The following is an 18,845-nucleotide window of genomic DNA, read 5'->3' as shown; positions in this document are numbered from 1 at the left end:
GGGAGAGTGTGATGAGCGAGAGCCCGTCCCTGGAGTCCCCTGGCGGGCAGGGCGTGCTGCCCCCGCCCGTCGTCACGCCCCCTCCCGTTTCTTACTCTCCCGCGGCATCCAGCGCGGGCGAGCCCTCCTCCCCATGGCTGTCGATCTGGACGCGGCCGCGCCAGACGCTTCGCCTGATCCTCGCCACCGATCCACGGCGAGGCGTCTTTCGCCTGGCCGCTCTCGGAGGCATCGCCGAGTTTCTCACGCTGTGCACCCGCGAGGGGATGGGGGACACCTACTCCATCCCGGTGCTCCTGGCACTGTCCCTGGGCGCGGGGAGCGTCCTGGGTATTCTCGGGGTCCTCGTTTTCACCGCGGTGATCGCGCCGATCGGGCGCTGGCTGGGGGGACGCGGCCGGAGCGTCGAGGTGATGGCCGCCCTCGCCTGGGCGAACGTGCCCGGCATCTGGAGCCTCCTGCTCTGGCTCCCGCGTGCGGCGCTCCTGGGGGGCGAGACCTTCCATCCGCTCCCGGCGGGGATCCAGGGGAATCCCGAGGCGCTCCTGTTCTACGGCCTCTTGCAGGTGTTGCAGCTCGTCATCGGCCTGTGGGGCTTCGCGATCACCTTGAAGTGCATCGGAGAGGCGCACGGCTTCTCGGCCTGGCGGGCGTTCGGGGCCCTGATCGTGGCCGGCTTCATCGTCATCCTGCCGATTGTCGTGATCGTCCTGGCCGGGCAGGCGCTGAGCTCGTAGCAGGAGACCGTTCGAGCCCTAGGCCTGATCGACGGTCTCGAGGATTCCCGCCAGGAGGCCCGCCCGCGGCGCGATGCGATCCAGGCGCACGCGTTCATCCAGGGCGTGCGCCCCATCCCCTTCGACCCCCAGCCCGTCGAGGACGGGGACACCGAGCGCCGCGCAGTACGACCCGTCACTCCCGCCGCCCGTCGACCCCTCTTTCAGATCGAACCCGATCTGCAGCGCGATCGCCCGAGCCCGGTCGTAGAGCGATGCGACGCTCGCGGTCCGCTCCATCGGCGGGTGCGTCAGCACCGCCTCGACGCGCAGGCGGGCCCGGGCATCCCGCGCCCTCAGGTTCATGACCGCCGTCTCGACGCGGCGCCACGCGCCGGACGACGGCACGCGCACGTCGAATTCGGCCCGCGCCTGCGGGGCGACGACGTTCTTGGCGACCCCGCCGCTGACCAGCCCGGCGTGCACCGTCGTTCCGGCCCCCCGGTCCTCGAGAAGCTTGACCGCCAGGATCTGGGCCGCCAGCTCCTCGATGGCGTTGACCCCCTTCTCGGGGTCGATGCCTGCGTGCGCCGGCCGGCCGGCCACCTCGAGGACAATCCTCCCGACACCCTTGCGCGCCGTCTTCGCCCCGCCGTCCGGATTCGAAGGCTCGAGGCCCAGGACGTAGCGCGCGCCGCGCGCCTCCGCCTCGAGGTGCGGCCGCGACCAGGGGCTGCCGGTCTCCTCGTCGCTGCTGAAGAAGCACGCGACCGGCAGGCGGGGGCGGAAGATCCCCTTCTTCCGGGCGCGCGCCAGGAGGATGCACAGGACGATCCCCGCCTTCATGTCGAAGACGCCGGGGCCACGGGCGTCGGCTCCCTCCACCCGGAAGGGCCGGCGCGCCGCCTCGCCGGAAGGCCAGACCGTGTCGAGATGGCCGAGCAAAAGGGCGGGGCGCGGGTCCGGTGAAGCGGGGCCCTCGGCCGGGGCGATCTCGGCCCGCAGCGGATTCCCGGACGAAGGGCTCTCGATCGAGGTCACCCGGGCGCCTGCCGCCCGGAGCTCGCCGGCGACGAGCGCGCCGACGCGGTCGACGCCCGCCTTGTCGGCCGTGGGGGAGTCGATCTCGACCAGCCGCCTCAGGAGCTCGGTCGCCTCGTCGCGCTGCGCTTCGAAATAGGCCAGCGCGGCGGACGGCCCGGAGGGTTCGATCACGTCCCGGGAGATCTAGAGCGCCTTGAGGAGCGGCGCCACCTTGGCGAACGCCTTCAGGTGCGCGTCGATGTCTGCCTCGGTGTGCTGCACCGAGATCGTCCACTGCTCGTCGGGGCCCGGCGGCTGGGGAATGACGCCCTCGTTCAGCATGGCGAGGTACCACGCCTGCGAAGCCATCCGGTCGAGGACGTACCAGTCGCGGTAGTTCCGCATGACGTCCTTCTTGAAGTTGATCGTCCCCATCGAGCCGACGAAGTTGGAGTAGGCCGGCAGGTTGTGCTCGCGGATGATCTGGCCGTAGCCGTCCACCAGCCGCTTGTTCAGGGCGAAGACCTTGCGGTAGGCCTCGTCCGTGAGGATCTCCTTGAGCGTCACCTCGGCGGCCGCCAGGGTGATCGGGTTGCTGGCGTAGGTGCCCACGTGGATGACCCGGAGCGAGTTCAGCTCCTCCATGATCTCCGCCGAGGCGCCGAAGGCGGCCAGAGGCATCCCCCCGCCGATGGCCTTGGCCAGGACCGTGATGTCCGGCTGGACCTTGTAGTGCTCGGTCGCCCCCCCGCGGGCGATCTTCACGCCGGTCTTCACCTCGTCGAAAATCAGGAGGGCCTCGAACTCGCTGCACAGAGCGCGCAGGCCGGGCAGGAAATCCGGCAGCGGCTCGGTCACCCCCATGTTCAGCATGATCGGCTCGACGATGAGGCACGCCACCTCGTTCAGGTGCTGCTCGAACAGGGCGCGGACGCCCTTCAGATCATTGAAGGACGCGATGAGCGTGTGGGCGTACGACTCGGCCGGGATCCCCTCGCTCGCGGGGATCGGTCGCGGCCGGCTCTTGTGTCCCACCAGGCGGAGCGGAGGCTTGCCGGACACCAGCACCGTGTCGTGCGCGCCGTGGTACGCCCCCTCGAACTTGATCACCTTGGAGCGTCCCGTGTAGCCGCGCGCCAGGCGGATGGCGTGCAGGGTGGCCTCGGTGCCCGAGTTGCAATAGCGCCACTGGTCCTGCCGGAAGCGGTCCTTCAGCTCCTTCGCGACGGACATTTCCAGCCGGTGCGGCATGGCGTGCAGGGTCCCGCGCTTCGCCTGGGCCTCGATCGCCTGCACCACCTTGGGGTGCGCGTGGCCCACCAGCATGGCGCCGAAGGCGTTCGCGAAATCGACGTAGCGGTTGCCGTCGGCGTCGGTGATGATCGTGCCGACCGCCGACTCGATGAAGATCGGGTTGGGGTCGACCACCCGGAAGTTGGAGGAGACCCCGCGCGGCAGGAGGCGCTTCGCCTCGTCGTGCAGTGCGCGGGACTTCTTCGTCCGCTCGATATAGCGGCTGACGATGGTTTCGTAGGTGCTGGACATTACTCCTGCCTCCCTGCCGCCCGTTCCGGGACGTGCCGTAGACTGAAACACCGATGATCAGGACGAGAGGTGAAGTCTATCAGAGCAAAGAAAAACCCGGAAGCGTCTGCGGCGCAGCGCGCCGCCCCGGCTGGACCATTGCCGGGGCTTCCGGGTTCGGTGGCCGGCCGGTATTCCTCAGGCGGAGATACCGAGCGGCCCGATGACCGTGGGTCCGCCTAAGTTGCCACCACCTCACGGGTCCGGTAATTCACCTCGCTCGTACTGTGATAACTCATCTTCTGGACCACCTCCTTTCTCGTGTACCGGCAACATACTCCTCCCCGGTGGCGGCGACAAGACCGATCCCCATGCACAGGTGGCGGGGGGCAGCGCGGCGCGGCGATTTCGAGACGCGGGCATCCTGATCAGCAGGGCAGCCAGGGAGCCCGCGGCGAGCCATGAGCCGCGACGCGCTGCCCCCCGCCACCTGCGGCCAGGCAGACCTCTTTCTGCGACTCCGCCGGTGGACTGTCCTGTTGCCCAAACAAATTCGCGATCTCCACCGGCGAGAACGTAGACGCGGCGGGGCGACGCGATGAGCCTCCGGGCACCGAGCGCCGAGAAATTCCCGGCGGTGCGTCGCGGGCCAGGGCGGGCTGCGGGGGCGTGGCGATTTCGAGCCGCGCCACGCGTTGTGGATGGGCTCAGAACGTCCTTCGCGAGCGAGCATGAGCCACGCCCCCGCAGCCCGCCCTGGCCCGCAACTCGATGTCGAGGATGTCTCAGCGCTCGGGCGGAGGAGGCGCCTCGAGTCGCCCCGCCGCCGTGGGCAGCACCGCCTCCGGGGTCGGCGAGGCCTCGGGCATGTCGCTCCAGATCTCATCGCCGAACGGGGCGTCGAAGCGCACATCCGAGTACTCGACCACCGCCTCGATCGGCCCGAGTTCCCCGGACACGTCGGAGAGGTGCGTCTCGCGGCGCGTGGCCACCCGCACGCCGCCGGCCGTGCGATGGTCCGACCACAGCACGACCCGGTAGGACTTGTCCTCGGCGCGGTAGGAGTGGACGCGATCGATCAAGTGGTTCACGCGGCTGATGTAGAAGTCGTTCCAGTCGTTCCGGCGCACGGCGTCCTTCGGATCGAAGGTCTGGCGCACGACGTCGCAGGCGTCGGACGGCACGCGGCTGGCGGTCGGCGGGGTGCGCTCGCCCCGGTACTCCAGGCTCGATGCCTGGTCGAGCAGGCTCCAGGGGAGCAGGAACGACCAGCGGGCGATCCGGATGAAGGCCCGCGGAAACTCCAGCTGGGCCGGGTCGGTCACGGGGACCCCGGCGCGCGAGACATCCAGCCGGTCGCCAGCGACCCGCACAATCTGCGGCGCCTCTCCATGGAGATCCTGCGCGAACGAGCGGGCCCCGGGGCCCAGATCGAGCCGGTGCATCTGGAGCGACTCGATCTGAGCGTCCTCCCCGCCGCCACGCAACCGCAGGCGGTAGGTGTACTCGACGTTGTGGTGCCCCCTCCACGTCCCGTAGGGGCCGTACGCCTCGAGCATCGCGGCGACGACCGCGCCCCCCTCCGGATCGGCGATCGCCTGCAGGCGCGACCTCACGGGATCCGGCTCCCTCTCTCCGCACCCCGAGAGCATCGACGCGCCGAGAATGCCCAGGAGCGGGACGAGGGCGGATGCGGCCCGGCTCCCTCCGCCGCCCGGCCGCCCGCCAGCCCCACCGGCGCGGCCGCCGACGCCTTGTCCCCCCGGACGCCGGCAGGCGGCGCCTGTGCAGGACAGGCGATAGCGCCGCGCGGCGATGAAGCGGTAGGCTCGGTCCATCACGAACGGCACGCCGGGGATCCGGTACAGGGCCGCCACCCACGAAAGGCCGTCCAGGACGCGGAAGAGCTCCCGCCAGCCCTCCGCCCCCTTGTGCAGCGATCCGTCCGGCGCCACGACGTACATCTGCCTGAGGGCGTCCTCGCGATCGAGCCCGGGAAAGCGGGCGGCGACCGCGGGCTCGTGCACCGACAGCCACTCGATGATGCCTCCGGAATCCCGGGCGACCATCCGATCGCGCCAGCGGGTGCAGAACCCGCAGTCGCCGTCGTACAGGGCGACGTAGCGCCCCGCCGGGGCCGGGCTCACGACGCTCCCCCTGCGGGCGCTCCGCTCACGGCGACCCTCCCCCGGCCGCCCCGGGCTTCGGCGCCGCAGGGACCGGGTTGGCGCCGAGCCAGGTCACCCCCCCTTCCGCGTCGATGCGGAACATCGAGCGGGGGGTCAGTACGAGGTGGGGAGCCAGCGCCGGGTTGCGCAGGATCTGCGCCACGTCGGTCGGGGTCGGAAGATCCCCCTTCTCGTGCGTGTGCAGTGTCGGCTGTCCGGCCGCGCGCGGCGCGAGCGACACGTTGGCGGCCTCCGAGTGCAGGGGCTCGATCGAAACCACCTGGCGGCCGCTCGCGGCCACCCGCACGAGGAAGTCGCGCCCGAAGCGCACGCTCTTCGGAGCCCCCTCCCCGGTCGCCGGCTCGTCCTTGTCCCTGGCGTGCGAGGTGAGATAGATGGTGAACGTGCCGTCCTTCTCCCTCACGACCGCTTCCTCCAGGGGGAGTCCCGCGTCCGGACGCGCCGCGGCGGCGGTTTCGGCCTCCCCCAGGGCGCGCGCATACGACTGCACGCTCGCCAGGGCGGCGTGAGGAGGCAGCATCACCCGCAAATCGCCCACATCGCGCGCATCCGGGCTGAAGGAGGTCTCCGCCATGAGCAGGAATCCTTTCTTCGGCCCGGTCGGAGCCGCGTCGAGGGCTAGGTCCCTCAGGAAGAGCACGCGCCACCCGTCCCGATCGACGATCGCGAGGGTCCGATCGGGTGGCTTCGACTGCCCGCTCTGCCGCCGGAAGCGCTCGGCCCCCCGTTCGACGGCATCGAGGTACAGGGCGATCGTCCGGCCCCGTTCCTGCAGGAAGCGCAGGCTCTCGTCCGACGGCTGATCGTCCTGCGGCCGTCCCGGAACGGCCGCCGCGATCAGGCAGCAGGCCGCCGTGACGAACCCTCGCGCCAATCTCCCGTTCATCGCGCCGATCTCTCCGTTGAGGCGTTCCAGTTTACACCAGGGCTCCGTCCCGGAAAGTCGCGTGAGGAGCATAGTTGAAGGACCACCGCCGATCCCGTATCATGGCCGGCCTTGACCGCCTCACCGTGGACGGCATGATGGCAGGCAACCTGGCGCGCGACCTCAGGGGGATCGTGTCCGGGCAGGTCCTGGACGACCAGGGCTCGCGCGCCGATCGCAGCGGCGATTTCGGCAGGATGGTCACGCGCCTGCCCGGCGTCGTGGTGCGTCCGGCCTCGACCGCCGACGTGGCGGCGGTCATCGGGTACGCCCGCAGGAACTCCGTTCCGGTCGCGACGCGCGCCGAGGCGCACACTCAGAGCGGCCAGGCGCTGACGGACGGGGGCATCCTCCTCGACGTCACCTCCCTCGATCGCATCCTGGTGATCGACCCTCAGGGACCATGGGCCGACTGCCAGGCCGGCGTGAAGTGGGACACCCTGGTGCGGCAGACGATCCCGCAGGGGCTCGTGCCGCCCGTCCTCACGAACAATCTTGGCGTCACGCTCGGCGGGACGATCTCCGTGGCCGGGCTGGGCGTCGCCTCGTTCCGGCACGGCGCGCAGGGGGACCAGGCCCTCGAGCTGGAGGTCGTGACCGGCGCGGGAGACGTCGTCACCTGCTCCGAGAGCCAGAACCGCGAGGTGTTCGACGCCGTGCGCTCGACTCTCGGCCAGTTCGGCGTGATCACCCGGGCGCGCGTCACGCTGCGCCGCTGCCGGCCGCGGACCCGCACGTATTTCCTGCTGTACGACGACCTGGGCGCCGTCATGCGGGACGCGCAGCTGGCCATCGAGCAGGACCGGTTCGACTACATCGAATCGACCTGCGTTCCCTGCCCGCAGGGGTTTCGCATGGGCGCCATGGGGAAGGAGGCGTTCGCCGCCTGGTTCTATCCCCTGCACCTGACGATCGAGCTCGACCCGGGCGGCCCGCCCGACGACGCCCGCGTCCTGCAGGGCCTCGCCCCCTACAGGCGGACGCATGTCGAGGACCAGGACACGCTCCTCTTCGCCGCCCGCATGGAGCCCCTCTTCGCCATCTGGAAACGGATCGGCAACTGGGCCCTGGCGCACCCCTGGACGGAGACGATCCTGCCATGGGGGGCCGCCCAGCCGTTCATCTCCCAGGTGCTCGCGAACCTGCCGCCGACCGCCCTCGGAGGGGGGCACGTCCTGCTCTGGCCGTGCCGGGGGACGTCGTCGCGCGTGCCGCTGTTCATGCACCCGCAGACCCCGCTGGTCATGGGCTTCGGCATCCTCCCGGGCGTCCCTCCCGATCTGTTGCCGCAGGCGCGGCAGCGGCTCAATATGATGTCGGACTTGAGCATGGCGGTCGGCGCCAGCCGATACCTCTCCGGCTTCATCGAGTTCGACCGCGCCCGCTGGAAGCAGCACTTCGGCGCGCGCTGGGATGAGGTCTGCCGCCTGAAGAAGACCTACGATCCCGCGGGCATCCTGAACCCGGGGTTCATCGACTACGGCCCTTAGGGGGGGTCCGGGAGCCGCATGACCAAGACACTTCTAGTCGGCTTTGGGGGCTTCCTTGGGTCGATCGCCAGGTACCTGGCCGGCGGGGCCGTGCACCGGCTGGCGGCAGGCTCGGTCCTTCCCTACGGCACCCTGTTCGTGAACGTCACCGGCTGCCTGGCGATCGGGATCCTGTCGGCCCTTTCCGAGGCTCGCGGCGTCCTGTCGCCCGAGGCGCGTGTCTTTCTGTTGATCGGCGTCCTGGGCGGCTATACCACTTTTTCGTCCTTCGGCTACGAGACGTTCCAGCTGCTGCGGGGAGGGGAGATGCTCGCGGCCATGGCCAACGTCCTGATCCAGGTGGTCGTCGGCCTGGGGACCGTCTGGGCGGGCAGCGCCGCGGTGCGGCTGATCTGGGGGTAGACGATGATGCTTCCCGAGGAAGGGCATCTTCTGAGGATTTTCGTGGGTGAGAGCGACCGGCACGGCGGCGTGCCGCTCTATGAGTGGATCGTCCGCCAGGCGCGCGAGCGCGGCCTGGCCGGGGCCACGGTTCTGCGGGGGGTGGAGGGCTTCGGCGCCCACAGCCGCCTGCACACGGCCAAGATCCTTCGGCTCTCCGAGGACTTGCCGATCGTCATCGAGATCGTCGACTCGAAGGAGAAGATCGAGGCGTTCCTGCCGGTGATCGACGCATCCATTCCGGAAGGCCTGGCGACGCTGGAAAAAGTGCAGATCCGGCTGTACCGTAGCGGGGAGCCCCACAAAGTCTGAGAGGCGCCCCGAGGGAACGTGATGGCAGAAGCGACCCAGGCCCCGGCCACGGCGAACGGAGCCCGCATCCCACCCTGGCGCCGGGCCGCAGGCCACGTCGGGCGCGTGACGCTCGGTCTCATTTTCCTCGTCGCGGGGACGCTGAAGGCCCTGGATCCGGCCGAGTTCGCCCACCAGATCCAGGGCTACGGGATTCTCGGGGCGCGCCTGTCGGCGCAGGCGGCGCCGATCCTGATCGTCCTTGAAATCGTCCTCGGCGTCGCGCTCATTGCAGGCGTGCGGCCGCGCCTCGCCGGCCTGGGCGCGATGGCGCTCCTCGCCGTCTTCATCGCCATCGAGACGTATGGCCTTTCGATCGGCAGGACGGAGTCGTGCGGCTGTTTCGGGGCCTACGTGCAGCGCACCCCGGGGCAGGTGATCGCCGAGGACCTGCTGTTCGCCGGGATGGCGGTCCTGGCCCTCTGGGGGCTTGCGGGTTGGCGCGGGATGCCGGTGCGGCGGGGAGGGGCGGTCCTTCTCGGGAGCCTCGCCCTGGCGGCCGCCTTCGTCCTGGCGTCCCCCTCCCTGCCGATCGACCCGTACGTCACCCGTCTGGCGGTCGGCCGGAGCGTGAGCGACCTGTCCCTCCTCGAGAAGGCGCCCCAGCTGTCGGAGGGGCGCCACCTCGTCGCCCTCATCGACGTCACCGACCCGGGGGCCGTCGAGACCGCCACCGTCCTGAACCAGATCGTCTCCCGGCCGGGCGCCCCCCCCGTCCTGGCTCTCACACCCGGCACCGAGGAGGAGAAGGCCGCCTTCCTCTGGTCGGCCGCACCGGCCTTCGATACGAAAAACGTGGACCGGGCGGTCCTGAAGCCCCTGTACCGCCGTCTGCCCCGTTTCTTCCTGCTCGAGGAGGGCCGGGTGGCGGCCATTTTCGACGGCGCTCCCCCGGCGGCCGAAGACCTGCTATCATCAGAGGCCTCATGACTCCGAAACCCGCTACCCCGCAGCGAAGCACCCTTTTCCCGGCTGCCCTGGCGGTCCTGGCCCTTCTCCCGGCCTCGCCGTCCGTGGCCCAGTCGATCACCTGCCGGCCGAACTACGACTTCGCGGTCGAGGTGGAGGGGAGCTATCCGAAAGAGGCCACGTTCTACCAGTCGGACGCGCGCGGAAAGTTCTTCATCGACGTCCCGGCCTGCAAGGCGGGCCTGCTCATGGACCTCACCGCCAAGAAGGTCCAGGCGGTCCCGCGGGACCGGGTGAAGCCCACGAACGGCGGCGTGGAAGTCCCGGATGGCGCCCCGGACGGCGCCCCGGCCTATGCCTTCTCGATCGACGGCCCGATCATCCAGTTCGAGGCCGAAGACAAGAAGGTCCGCATCCTTCCTTGCCTGATGCGCCCGCCGATCGTCGGTCCCGTCGAGATGGAGGCGCTGGTCTCCGATCGGCCCGAATACCGGGAGGGAATGAAGCTCTATTCGCCCAACGCCGCTGCCATCACGCGGATCAACAAGTACGGCAAGAAGGTGCAGATCGACGCCTTCTTCGCCACCTGGTGCTCGCACTGCAAGGAGCACATGCCGAAGTTCCTGCGCGTCATGTCGGAGGTGAAGAACCCCAACCTCAAGCTGAACCTCTATGGCGTGCCGAAGGGATTCTCCACGGCGGCCGGGCCGTGGCAGGGGCGAAACATCAACAGCATCCCGACCATCATCGTCAAGATCGACGGACGGGAGATCACCCGGATGGGAGCGCAGCCGGGCGCGACCCCCGAGCTGGAGCTGGCCGACATCTTCGAGGCGGTCAAGTAGCCCGCCTTCGCCCGGTACGCGCCTTGTCGATCTGCCGGTCCCGTTCCTCTTCAATCCTGCGCCTGTCCGTGGCGTACTCCGCTTCGATTTGTTCCAGCTTGGCGGCCCCTTCCGGATCGGCCTGGACCTTCAGACGCTCGGAGCGATACAGGATTTCGCGCTCGGCCAGCCTGGCCTGAGCGACGTTTCGGATGGCGGCGATCGATTTCTTCTGCGCCTCCGAGAGGGCGGCGGGGGCGGCCTCGCCGCGCTCGCGATCCTGCCGTTTCAGCTTCTCGAGGGTGAGCTCGTACGCGCTCTTCGGCTTGTCGTGACTCATGAGGCCCCCTTCACGCTATAATCCCCCCATCATTCGAAGGTGCGCCGCACCATGCCCACGTCCCTCAAGGTCGTCTGTCCCTGCTGCGACACCCTCCTGACCATCGATCCGGGCACCGGCGCGATCCTGCTGGAGGAGCGCCGCCAGAAGCGCGTGCACCAGTCGCTCGACGAGGCCATGGGCCACGTCAAGGCGCAGCGCGAGGAGGCGGAGAACAAGCTCGCCCGCGCCATGGAAGAGTCGCGCAACCGCGAGGAGATCCTGGAGAAGAAATTCCAGGAGGCCCGCAAGAAGGCGGCCGAGTCGAAGGACCCTCCTCCTCGTCCCTTCGACGCCGACTGACGGCGCCCGCCCGGATTCCTACGCCCCGACGGGATGCGAGGTCCTCCTGAACCGTCTCAGGACCAGGCGTCCCGTCAGAAGGACGGCCGCCAGGATCACCACTCCCAGGAGCGCCACCATCCAGACTCGCGACAGGAGATCGGCGACTGTCTGCTTCAACGGCAGCCAGCGGCTCAGACCGAAGGCCGGATCGGTCGGCTTCGGGTTGGACTTCGCCTTGACCAGGGCCAGGGCGTAGGACTGCGCGCTCTGCTTCGGTGACCGTAGGAGCTCCCGGTCGGCGACCCGTTCGAGGGCCGTCGCCGCCACCGGCGATCCAGGGTTCAGGGTCACGTACTTCGAAAAATAGTCGGCCGCCTCGGACTTCCGGCCCAGCTCGGAGAGGACCAGGCCCATCTCGAAGTGCGCCTCGTTCGCCGCCGGCCTGCCGGGGAAGCGCTCGATCAGCCTGCCGTAGATCGCCGCCGATTCCCGGAGCAGCGCGGCATCCCCGTCCCCCGTCCCCTTGTCATGGGTGGCGATGGCAAGGGTGTACAGGACGTTCGGCAGCAGATTGCTCTCCGGATAGTCCTTCTCGAAGGTCTTCAGGACCTCGATCGCGTCTCCCGGACGGGCCCGCATGCGCATCGCCTGCGCCAGCTGGAACTTCAGGGGCGGCAGGATGTCCGGTGTCGGGTTCTTCTCGAGGGCCTTGCGGTACAGGTCGATGGACCGATCGATCTCGCCGGCGCGCTGCGCGGCGAACCCCGCCTGGTACAGCAGGTTCGAGGTGCGCGGGTCCTCGGGGAAACGGGTCGCCGCCTCCTCGAGCAGCCCCACCGCCGGCAGCCATTCGTTCTGGAGGAGCCTCCCCCGCGCCTCGCCCTGCAGCGCCGCGACGATCTCCGGATCCGTCGGACAGAGCGTGCGCGCCTCCTGGAACTGGGCGATCGCCTCGCTCCCCCTTCCCTGCGCCAGCAGGCTGTCGCCCCGCACCAGATGGTCCAGCACCGTGCCGCCGAACCCCTGCGCCCGGGCCAGCGAGACGTACAGAAGGGCTGCCGGGAGAGTGACCGCGACTTTCGGGTTGCGGAGGCGAACGCGCATCATGGCCGGCTATTGTAGGGCATTTTCAATTTGGACGAGAATGAGCTCCCGAGGAGCCTGTCCGGGTCTTCGGGCGAGGAGGGGGGTCCGATCGGCATCGCCAGCCGGCATTGGGATGAGCCCCTGGGCAGGAGAGGCGCCCTGTCGGCCCGCCTCGTCCGCCGGACCACATCGCGTCTTCGGCGGGTGAGCCGGGCCCTGCTGGCGCGGCCGCGCGCGAGGCCCCACCCACGCGCTGCGCCGCTGCTCGACGCCCTCTTCTCGACACTGGTCGCGCTCCCCCCGGCGGCCCGGCTGCCTGTCCTGCTCGGTCCGGACGTCCGTGGATTCCTGGCCGAGGCGGAGATCTGGCTGGAGGTCGGCCGCCTGGCCGCGACGATCCCGGGAACCGGGCGGCGCGGTCCTCGCGAGCGGCGCCTGGCGCGCCTGTTCGATCAAATCGCACGCACCGAACACCTCACGACCCTCGTGCCGGACGGCCGCCTCGATGCGGGGTTTCCCGGCCGTTCGCTCGCCTTCGCGCGGCGGCGCCTCGAGACGGCGCTCGACGATCTGTCGGCCTTCGTCCTGGGCCTGCGCATGGCGTACCCGTCTCCCCGGGTCCTCGAGGTGTCGCTTCGATTCCGCGAGGACGCCGAGCAGGGGCGTCCGGCGCACCGGATCGACCTCGGATCGCTGTCGGCCCCCGCCGGCCCGCTCGGCATCGCCTCCATCGCGGCGGGTGGCTCAGGAGAGGGGCCGCACGTGGCGGCGGCGCTTCGCAGGGGGGCCCTGGCGGTGCGGACCGCGGGAGGTACCGTCGCGGTGTTCCCGGCGGCCGGCTCCAGGCTCACGGTACCCGACCTCGCCACGGAAGGGAGCGGGCGCGCAGGAGCGCCCCGCCACGGCCCGCGCGCTCCCGGAGCGCGCCTGATCCGCCGCGAGACGATTCCGGGCACGTCCATCCTTCTCGCCCCCCTGGTCGAGTCCCGGCCGCGGCGCCTCCGGGTGAGGCGGCAGGTGCCGGGCCTCGCCCGCCGCCTGGCGCGCGCCCTCCGCATCATCCAGATCGCCTGGCCGGAGGCGCACCGCGAGATCATCCTGCGCACCCGGATGGTCGTGCCGATCCACGAGCCGGGCACGGTGAGCTGGTCGCTCGCCGCCCGGCCCGGGGTATCGTTCATCCACGTGGCCGGCAAGTCGCTCGTCGATCTGGCCGACGATCTGCTGCACGAGAACAGCCACCACCGGCTGCACGACATGGAGGAGGCCTCCCGCCTCCTGCGGCCGGGGGCGGACACCCGGGAGGTGCAGGCGTTCGATTCCCCCTGGCGCGGCACGCGCCGTCCCCTGCGCGGGATCCTGCACGGCGCCTACACGTTTCTGTTCCGAGCCGGCCTGTTCCGCCGTATCCTGCGCGCCTCCCGCGACCATCCCCGCCTCCTGGCGGCCGATCTGGGCCGCTCCGGCCCCCGCCTCGCTCGCCGCGAGCTGCGCCGTGAAATCGGCATGGTCGGCCGGGCTCTCTGCGATCTGCGGCGCTCCTCCGCGGAGGGGCTCCTGACGCCGGCGGGGGTGCGCCTGGTCCGGCAGATGACTCGGGTGTATCGGAACGTGCGGCGCGAGTCGAGGTGAAGCCCGGGCTGCCTGGAAGTGTGTCCGAGCTAGCGGCCGGGAGGGGGGGCTCTTCGATGACGTGCAGGCGGCCAGCCGCGAGCCCGGTGACGGACTGCACCGCGCCGTCCGGCCACGTCACCTGCAGGTCGGCGGCGAGGGGGTCACCTCCCCGGACGGAGCCGAGCCCGAAGGTCAGGGGCAGCTCGCTCTGCGACGCGTACGACGCCGCCGAGCGCACCGTGCGCTGGCCGCCGATCCCGCCGGCGCGCAGGCGCACGACGGCGCCGATGCCGTCGCGATTCGATTTCTTGCCGACGAGGCGGAGCCGCAGCCAGGGGCCGGCGTTGCCGCCGTCGTTGCGCAGAAGGAGGGCCGGGCCGTTGTTGGTCGAGACCGCGATGTCCAGGTCGCCGTCGCCGTCGTAGTCGGCGTAGGCGGCGCCGCGCCCCACGATCGGGCGCTTGAAGTCGGGCCCCGCCCGCGCGTCGGCCTGCTCGAATCGTCCGCCTCCGACTCCGCGGAACAGGTGCGGCGGCTCGGCGTAGGTGACCGACGGCTGCACCCGGTTGATGTCGTTTTCGACGTGTCCGTTGGCCACGAAGAGGTCGAGGAGGCCGTCGAGGTCGAAGTCGAAGAAGAAGCAGCCGAAGGCGAGCGTCAGGAGGCTCGGCTGGCCGATCCCCGCCATCGCCGCGTCGTCGATGAACAGGCCCCTCCCCTCGTTGTGGTACAGGGCCAGCATCTCGTTGGAGAAATTCCCGATCACCAGGCTTTCACGTCCCGAGCCGTCGTAATCGGCGGCGTCGATTCCCATGGCGCCGCGCGCCTTCCCCTCCTCGCTGAAGGCGATCCCGGCGGTGCGGCCGGTCTCGGCGAACGTGCCGTCCCCGCGGTTGCGATACAGGAAGTTGGGCTGCGTGTCGTTGGCGACCGCCAGGTCCGGGAGGCCGTCGCCGTCGTAGTCGAAGGCGACCACTCCGAGCGATTTCCCCGTCGGATCGAACACGCCGGTCCGCCGCGTCACGTCTTCGAACGTGCCGTCCCCGCGGTTGCGGAACAGGCGGTTGGTCGCCCCCCGGTACGATTCGGGAGTGCAGTACGACTTGCCGACGCCGTCGAGGGTGCAGAAGATGTCCTCCTTCGGCGACCACTGCACGTAATTGCAGACGAACAGGTCCAGCCGGCCGTCGCGGTCGTAGTCGAGCCAGGCGGCGCTCGATCCGAACGCCGGGTCGGACACGCCCGCCCTCTGGGTCACGTCCTCGAACGTCCCGTCCCCCCGGTTGCGGAACAGGCGGTCGGGGCCGAGCGCATTGATGAACAGATCGACGTCGCCGTCGTTGTCGAAATCGGCCGCCGCCACCCCGATTCCGTACATCTCGACCGCGAGACCGGCCTTGCGTGTCACCTCCTCGAACGTGCCGTCGCCGCGATTCCGATACAGGGCCTGCGTGGTCGTCCGGCGCCGTTTCTCCGGCCAGTCGGCGCCGTTCACGAAGAACAGGTCCTGGCGGCCGTCGCCGTCGTAGTCGAGGAAGGCCAGGCCCGATCCCATGGTCTCGGGCAGGTATTTCCTGCCGAACGCGCCGCTGTTGTGGACGAATCCGATTCCGGCCGCCTGCGTCACGTCGGTGAACACAACCTCCCTCCCGGCCGGCGCGGGGGTCGTGGCCGGCGCGGACACGCGCGGCCCGTCCTGGTGCCCGCAGCCGGTGCCGGTGGCGAGCCCGCCGACGAGCAGGACGACGAGGGGGATGGCGGCGCGCTGCGGGAAAGAGGGCCTAGGAGCCGGTCCGAGTATTCGGCCGGGCCGCGCGCATGGGGCTTGCGGATCGCAGACAAGGAGCGAGGAGGAGAGCGATGCGGATCCATCGCCGACGACGAGCGACGCGGTCTGCGGCCGCAATCCCCGTGCGCCCTCCGGGTTCCGGCGGCGTGGGGCCGTCTGCTTCGTTGCCGCGCCTCCTCGATGCTCCGGCATCGGACGTCGTCGCGGCGCCTCGCATCCGGCCCCACGGCGTCCGGAACGCGACCCGGCCCAATACTCGGACAGGCTCCTGGAGGATTCTCGGATCATCGAGCCCCCGTCCTGCCGGTCCCGGCCGGACCGGAGCCCGCGGCACGATCGGCGCGCGGCAGCTTCGCCGGAGTGTAGCGGTTCGCGTGCTCGTGGATCGGCTGTCGCTCCAGGTTCTGCTCCGCGTTCAGCCGGCGGTACGCGCCGGTGATCGCCTGCGCCGACTCGTCCGCCTTGAAGCGCGTGTAGAGGACCTCCTCGCGCCTCTCCTCTTCGACCCGGCCCAGGGCCCGGTAGCACAGCATCAGATTGTAATGGGCCGTCAGGTCCTCCGGATCGACGCGCAGCGCGCTCTCGAACTCGGCGATCGCCTCCTCGTGGCGCCGCTGCAGGAAGAGGATGCGGCCGATCTGATTGCGCACCACCCGATCGCGCGGGAAGCGGGCGGCGGCGGCGCGCAGGTGACCGAGAGCCTCATCGTACCGGCCGCGGGCCTTGAGCGCCAGGGCGAGGAAATAATGCGCGCTGGCGAGATCGGGCTTCCCGGCCAGCGCCTTCTCCAGGAGCGGCACCGCCGCTTCGTGGTCCCCCTCCTGCACCAGCACGCGCCCCGCGTTGACGAACCCGTCGGCATACTGCGGATCGATCGCCATCACACGCTCGAACGCCCGCTTCGCCCCCTTGAGATCTCCCTGCAGGAGCATGCCGATCCCGTAGTCGTTCCAGCGCTCGCGATCGACGGGCAGGGGGGCCGGGACCCCGGCCGGCCTTTTGCCCGGCTCCGGCCCGGTGTCCGTGAGGAGGGGCAGGACGACCTTGTCCTCGGCCACCACCACGATCGGCAGGTCCGGCACCGCCTTGATCCGCCCCGAGACCCGCGACGTGTCGCCGGTGAACGAGACCGCGCGATCGTCGAAGTCGGGGGACAGGGCGCCCGGCGCCGCCCCCGTGTCGCTCGCTCCGGCGAACGAGAAATGGGTGTTGTACCAGTGAAACTTCCTGTAGTTCATGCGCGCCGTGAAGGTGACCGCGCCCCGCGCCCCGCGCGGGATGGCGACCCGGAAGCGCCCGACGTCGGCGGAGCCCGGGGGGATCAGGCGCGCATAGACCAGGGCGCGGGTGGCCCAGGCGTTGCGCTTGTTGATCTCGTTCCCGTGGGCGTCGATCTGCAGCGACCGGTAGCGGTGGGCCCCGGCCTCGACCGGGCCCGTGCCGCCGTCCTCGACGAAGCCGCTCCAGTAGATGACGCGGCCGTCCGCGTCCTCGGCCTTCAGCTCGAGCCAGACGTCGAACGCGTCCACCGTCCCGCCCGGGAAGAAATGCCCGATGTTGCGGGTGCGCGCCACCACGTCCACCCGGTACGTCCGCCCGGCCCGCAGGAAGGGGTCGGCGCGATCCAGGGGGGCGACCAGCGGCGGCTCGGCGGCTTCGCCCCGCGACGGGCGGCCGCGGGCCGGGGCGGCCCGCGACGATCCGTCCCCGGAGTCCGGCAGATCGGGGAACATCGTCAGGGCCGTGGGCTGGGCCTCCTCACCGGAGGGGGCGGCGCCTCCCATCGGCGCCTCCGGTCGGCCCGAGGCCCCATGGTCTCCCGCGGGGCCGCGCGCGGCCGGCGCCGCCTCGCTCGCGGCGAAGACGTCGACGGTCAGGATTCCGGCGGTCAGGAAATCGCGCGTCGTCTTGAGCTGGACCTCGTCGCGGTTGGCGAACGGCACGGCGGTGTTCGCCCCGGGGAAGCGGTGCGAGTGCACGAACCCGCCGCGGTTCCCCTGATCGGCGGACCGGACGAGCGGCATGTGGCAGTCGCCGCAGTCCTTGGCCTTCTCCGGGTAGTAGAAGGCGCGCGCCCCCTGGTGCGACACGCCGCTCCCCTGCCAGGCGTCGTATTCGTTGAACCCGCGGAACCAGCGGTAGTGGTTCACCGGGACGTCCAGGTGCACCTTGTGGCAGGAGGAGCAGAACTCGGCGCGGCTCTCGCGGTGGAACGGCTTCAGCATCGTCGCCTTGTGCGGGCCGGGGTCGAGGCGCGTCATGTAGTCGTGCAGCCGGTGCATGAGAGGATTCCCGCTCGCCACCAGCCGGTGCATCTCGGGATACTCCAGGACGTAGCCCCCCTGGCCCATGGTGTCCTTCACCGCGACGATCGAGTGGCAGACCAGGCAGCCGATTCCCGCCTGCGCCTGCGGCGTGTCGATCTGCTCCACGATCGGCCGATCCATCCGCCCGGTCAAAAGCACCGCCTGGTCATGGCAGCCGCCGCACCACTTGGAGGGCCCAGTCCCCACGACTTCCTGCATGTATTCAATCGATTTGCGGTACCACTGGTTGTTGAAGGACGAGAAATGGTGCATCGAGGACTCCCACTGCGCGGTGATGTCCGGATGGCACCCCGTGTTGCCGCAGGATTTCGACTCCAGGAAGAAATCGTGCGGGATCAGGCGGTTCCCGACCGTGGTCACCGAGGAGGGGAAGAACGGTCCGTTCCGGCCTCCCCCCTCCTCGAACGGCGTCAAAGGCGGCGTAGTGGGGTTGACGATGGTCGCGGCGGACTGCGGGAAGAGCCGGCGCGAGCCCCGCGTGCCGGCCGGCAGCGCCAGGGCGAGCAGGAGGACCAGCGCCACGCGCCGCGCTCCCCGCGCATTGCCGCGCGCCGCCTGCCAGGCGATCCCCGCCACGAAGGCCAGGAGCGCCGCGACCACGTGGCCCGCCAGGATCGGCCGGTAAGGCGTCGCGGTCCCCGTGACCGCCAGGACCAGGCTCGTGGCGATGGCCACGACGGACGAGACGGCGACCGCCACGAACGCCGCCCGGCTCCAGGTGTTCTCGGATCGTGCCCAGCTGCGCCGCACGGCGGCCGGGCCGCGCCCGATGAGCGTCAGGACGAGGAGGAGACCGAACGCGACGTGCGCCACGACCTGCACGTGATACAGGATGGTCGCCGAGTCGAAGGCGGCCAGGTACGCGGCGTTGGCCAGCAGGAACACCAGGAGCGCGCGCATGAGCGTCGTGCTGCCGCGCGGCTTCGCGCCCCCTTCGCGTCGCGTCCCGTCGAGCGTCAGCATCCCCGAGGCC

Annotated in this window: 15 protein-coding genes and 1 pseudogene; 8 read left to right on the top strand and 8 right to left on the bottom strand. The window is 70.5% G+C overall.

What is annotated here, in order from left to right:
• Positions 1-11: 11 nt before the first annotated feature.
• Complete coding sequence (locus VGV60_03660; GenBank protein HEV8700351.1) at positions 12-737, top strand: Yip1 family protein; 726 nt, start codon at positions 12-14, stop codon at positions 735-737.
• An 18-nt stretch (positions 738-755) separates the two neighbouring features.
• On the opposite strand, the gene VGV60_03655 is transcribed toward VGV60_03660, so the two are convergent.
• The 4 genes from VGV60_03655 to VGV60_03640 all read right to left on the bottom strand — a co-directional run bounded on the left by VGV60_03655 (position 756) and on the right by VGV60_03640 (position 6,338).
• Complete coding sequence (locus VGV60_03655) at positions 756-1,931, bottom strand: M20 family metallopeptidase (GenBank protein ID HEV8700350.1); 1,176 nt, start codon at positions 1,929-1,931, stop codon at positions 756-758.
• A gap of 12 nt (positions 1,932-1,943) precedes the next feature.
• Positions 1,944-3,284, bottom strand: a complete 1,341-nt coding sequence (locus VGV60_03650) for an aspartate aminotransferase family protein (protein ID HEV8700349.1) — start codon at positions 3,282-3,284, stop codon at positions 1,944-1,946.
• A 764-nt stretch (positions 3,285-4,048) separates the two neighbouring features.
• Positions 4,049-5,410 carry a DUF393 domain-containing protein gene (locus tag VGV60_03645; protein ID HEV8700348.1) on the bottom strand — a complete coding sequence of 454 codons (1,362 nt, stop codon included), beginning with the start codon at positions 5,408-5,410 and terminating at the stop codon, positions 4,049-4,051.
• Positions 5,411-5,435: 25 nt separating this feature from the next.
• Entirely contained in the window at positions 5,436-6,338 is a 903-nt protein-coding gene (locus VGV60_03640; protein HEV8700347.1) for a hypothetical protein, read from the bottom strand.
• Between the two features lie 101 nt (positions 6,339-6,439).
• Between VGV60_03640 and VGV60_03635 the strand changes: the two genes are divergently transcribed.
• The 5 genes from VGV60_03635 to VGV60_03615 are packed head-to-tail and all read left to right on the top strand — an operon-like array spanning position 6,440 to position 10,413.
• Positions 6,440-7,867, top strand: a complete 1,428-nt coding sequence (locus VGV60_03635; GenBank protein HEV8700346.1) for an FAD-binding protein — start codon at positions 6,440-6,442, stop codon at positions 7,865-7,867.
• 18 nt (positions 7,868-7,885) lie between these two features.
• The gene (gene crcB / locus VGV60_03630) at positions 7,886-8,269 is read left to right on the top strand and encodes a fluoride efflux transporter CrcB (GenBank protein ID HEV8700345.1); all 384 of its coding nucleotides are present in this window, start codon (positions 7,886-7,888) and stop codon (positions 8,267-8,269) included.
• Positions 8,270-8,272: 3 nt separating this feature from the next.
• Positions 8,273-8,620: a DUF190 domain-containing protein gene (locus VGV60_03625; protein ID HEV8700344.1), complete on the top strand. Its 348-nt coding sequence runs from the start codon at positions 8,273-8,275 to the stop codon at positions 8,618-8,620.
• A gap of 21 nt (positions 8,621-8,641) precedes the next feature.
• Entirely contained in the window at positions 8,642-9,589 is a 948-nt protein-coding gene (locus VGV60_03620) for a DoxX family protein (GenBank protein ID HEV8700343.1), read from the top strand.
• The gene (locus tag VGV60_03615; GenBank protein HEV8700342.1) at positions 9,586-10,413 is read left to right on the top strand and encodes a thioredoxin family protein; all 828 of its coding nucleotides are present in this window, start codon (positions 9,586-9,588) and stop codon (positions 10,411-10,413) included. Before VGV60_03620 ends, VGV60_03615 begins: the two co-directional genes overlap by 4 nt.
• Here the strand turns inward: VGV60_03615 and VGV60_03610 are convergent.
• Entirely contained in the window at positions 10,406-10,732 is a 327-nt protein-coding gene (locus tag VGV60_03610; protein ID HEV8700341.1) for a hypothetical protein, read from the bottom strand. The genes VGV60_03615 and VGV60_03610 overlap by 8 nt on opposite strands.
• A gap of 51 nt (positions 10,733-10,783) precedes the next feature.
• Between VGV60_03610 and VGV60_03605 the strand changes: the two genes are divergently transcribed.
• A complete protein-coding gene (locus tag VGV60_03605) occupies positions 10,784-11,074 on the top strand; it encodes a hypothetical protein (protein ID HEV8700340.1) in 291 nt (96 codons plus the stop codon).
• Between the two features lie 18 nt (positions 11,075-11,092).
• On the opposite strand, the gene VGV60_03600 is transcribed toward VGV60_03605, so the two are convergent.
• A complete protein-coding gene (locus VGV60_03600; GenBank protein HEV8700339.1) occupies positions 11,093-12,163 on the bottom strand; it encodes a tetratricopeptide repeat protein in 1,071 nt (356 codons plus the stop codon).
• Between the two features lie 27 nt (positions 12,164-12,190).
• Here VGV60_03600 and VGV60_03595 point away from each other — a divergent pair, with 27 nt between their 5' ends.
• Positions 12,191-13,774 carry an HEXXH motif-containing putative peptide modification protein gene (locus tag VGV60_03595; GenBank protein HEV8700338.1) on the top strand — a complete coding sequence of 528 codons (1,584 nt, stop codon included), beginning with the start codon at positions 12,191-12,193 and terminating at the stop codon, positions 13,772-13,774.
• Between the two features lie 76 nt (positions 13,775-13,850).
• On the opposite strand, the pseudogene VGV60_03590 reads toward VGV60_03595, so the two are convergent.
• Both VGV60_03590 and VGV60_03585 read right to left on the bottom strand, forming a co-directional pair.
• A pseudogene (locus tag VGV60_03590) lies at positions 13,851-15,311 on the bottom strand (CRTAC1 family protein).
• A gap of 518 nt (positions 15,312-15,829) precedes the next feature.
• Positions 15,830-18,835 (bottom strand): tetratricopeptide repeat protein, encoded by a 3,006-nt coding sequence (locus tag VGV60_03585; protein HEV8700337.1) that lies wholly within the window; start codon positions 18,833-18,835, stop codon positions 15,830-15,832.
• Positions 18,836-18,845: the final 10 nt, after the last annotated feature.

The sequence above is a fragment of the Candidatus Polarisedimenticolia bacterium genome (genome assembly GCA_036001465.1).
GTDB lineage: Bacteria > Acidobacteriota > Polarisedimenticolia > Gp22-AA2 > Gp22-AA2 > Gp22-AA3.
This window is presented reverse-complemented; position numbering and strand designations above follow the sequence as displayed.

Excerpts from the sequence above, each read along its gene's own strand:
- VGV60_03660 (HEV8700351.1), top strand. The coding sequence starts at position 12 with ATGAGCGAGAGCCCGTCCCTGGAGTCCCCTGGCGGGCAGGGCGTGCTG.
- VGV60_03650 (HEV8700349.1), bottom strand. The coding sequence starts at position 3,284 with ATGTCCAGCACCTACGAAACCATCGTCAGCCGCTATATCGAGCGGACG.
- VGV60_03640 (HEV8700347.1), bottom strand. The coding sequence starts at position 6,338 with ATGAACGGGAGATTGGCGCGAGGGTTCGTCACGGCGGCCTGCTGCCTG.
- VGV60_03635 (HEV8700346.1), top strand. The coding sequence starts at position 6,440 with ATGGCCGGCCTTGACCGCCTCACCGTGGACGGCATGATGGCAGGCAAC.
- crcB (HEV8700345.1), top strand. The coding sequence starts at position 7,886 with ATGACCAAGACACTTCTAGTCGGCTTTGGGGGCTTCCTTGGGTCGATC.
- VGV60_03625 (HEV8700344.1), top strand. The coding sequence starts at position 8,273 with ATGATGCTTCCCGAGGAAGGGCATCTTCTGAGGATTTTCGTGGGTGAG.
- VGV60_03620 (HEV8700343.1), top strand. The coding sequence starts at position 8,642 with ATGGCAGAAGCGACCCAGGCCCCGGCCACGGCGAACGGAGCCCGCATC.
- VGV60_03615 (HEV8700342.1), top strand. The coding sequence starts at position 9,586 with ATGACTCCGAAACCCGCTACCCCGCAGCGAAGCACCCTTTTCCCGGCT.
- VGV60_03610 (HEV8700341.1), bottom strand. The coding sequence starts at position 10,732 with ATGAGTCACGACAAGCCGAAGAGCGCGTACGAGCTCACCCTCGAGAAG.
- VGV60_03605 (HEV8700340.1), top strand. The coding sequence starts at position 10,784 with ATGCCCACGTCCCTCAAGGTCGTCTGTCCCTGCTGCGACACCCTCCTG.
- VGV60_03600 (HEV8700339.1), bottom strand. The coding sequence starts at position 12,163 with ATGATGCGCGTTCGCCTCCGCAACCCGAAAGTCGCGGTCACTCTCCCG.
- VGV60_03585 (HEV8700337.1), bottom strand. The coding sequence starts at position 18,835 with ATGCTGACGCTCGACGGGACGCGACGCGAAGGGGGCGCGAAGCCGCGC.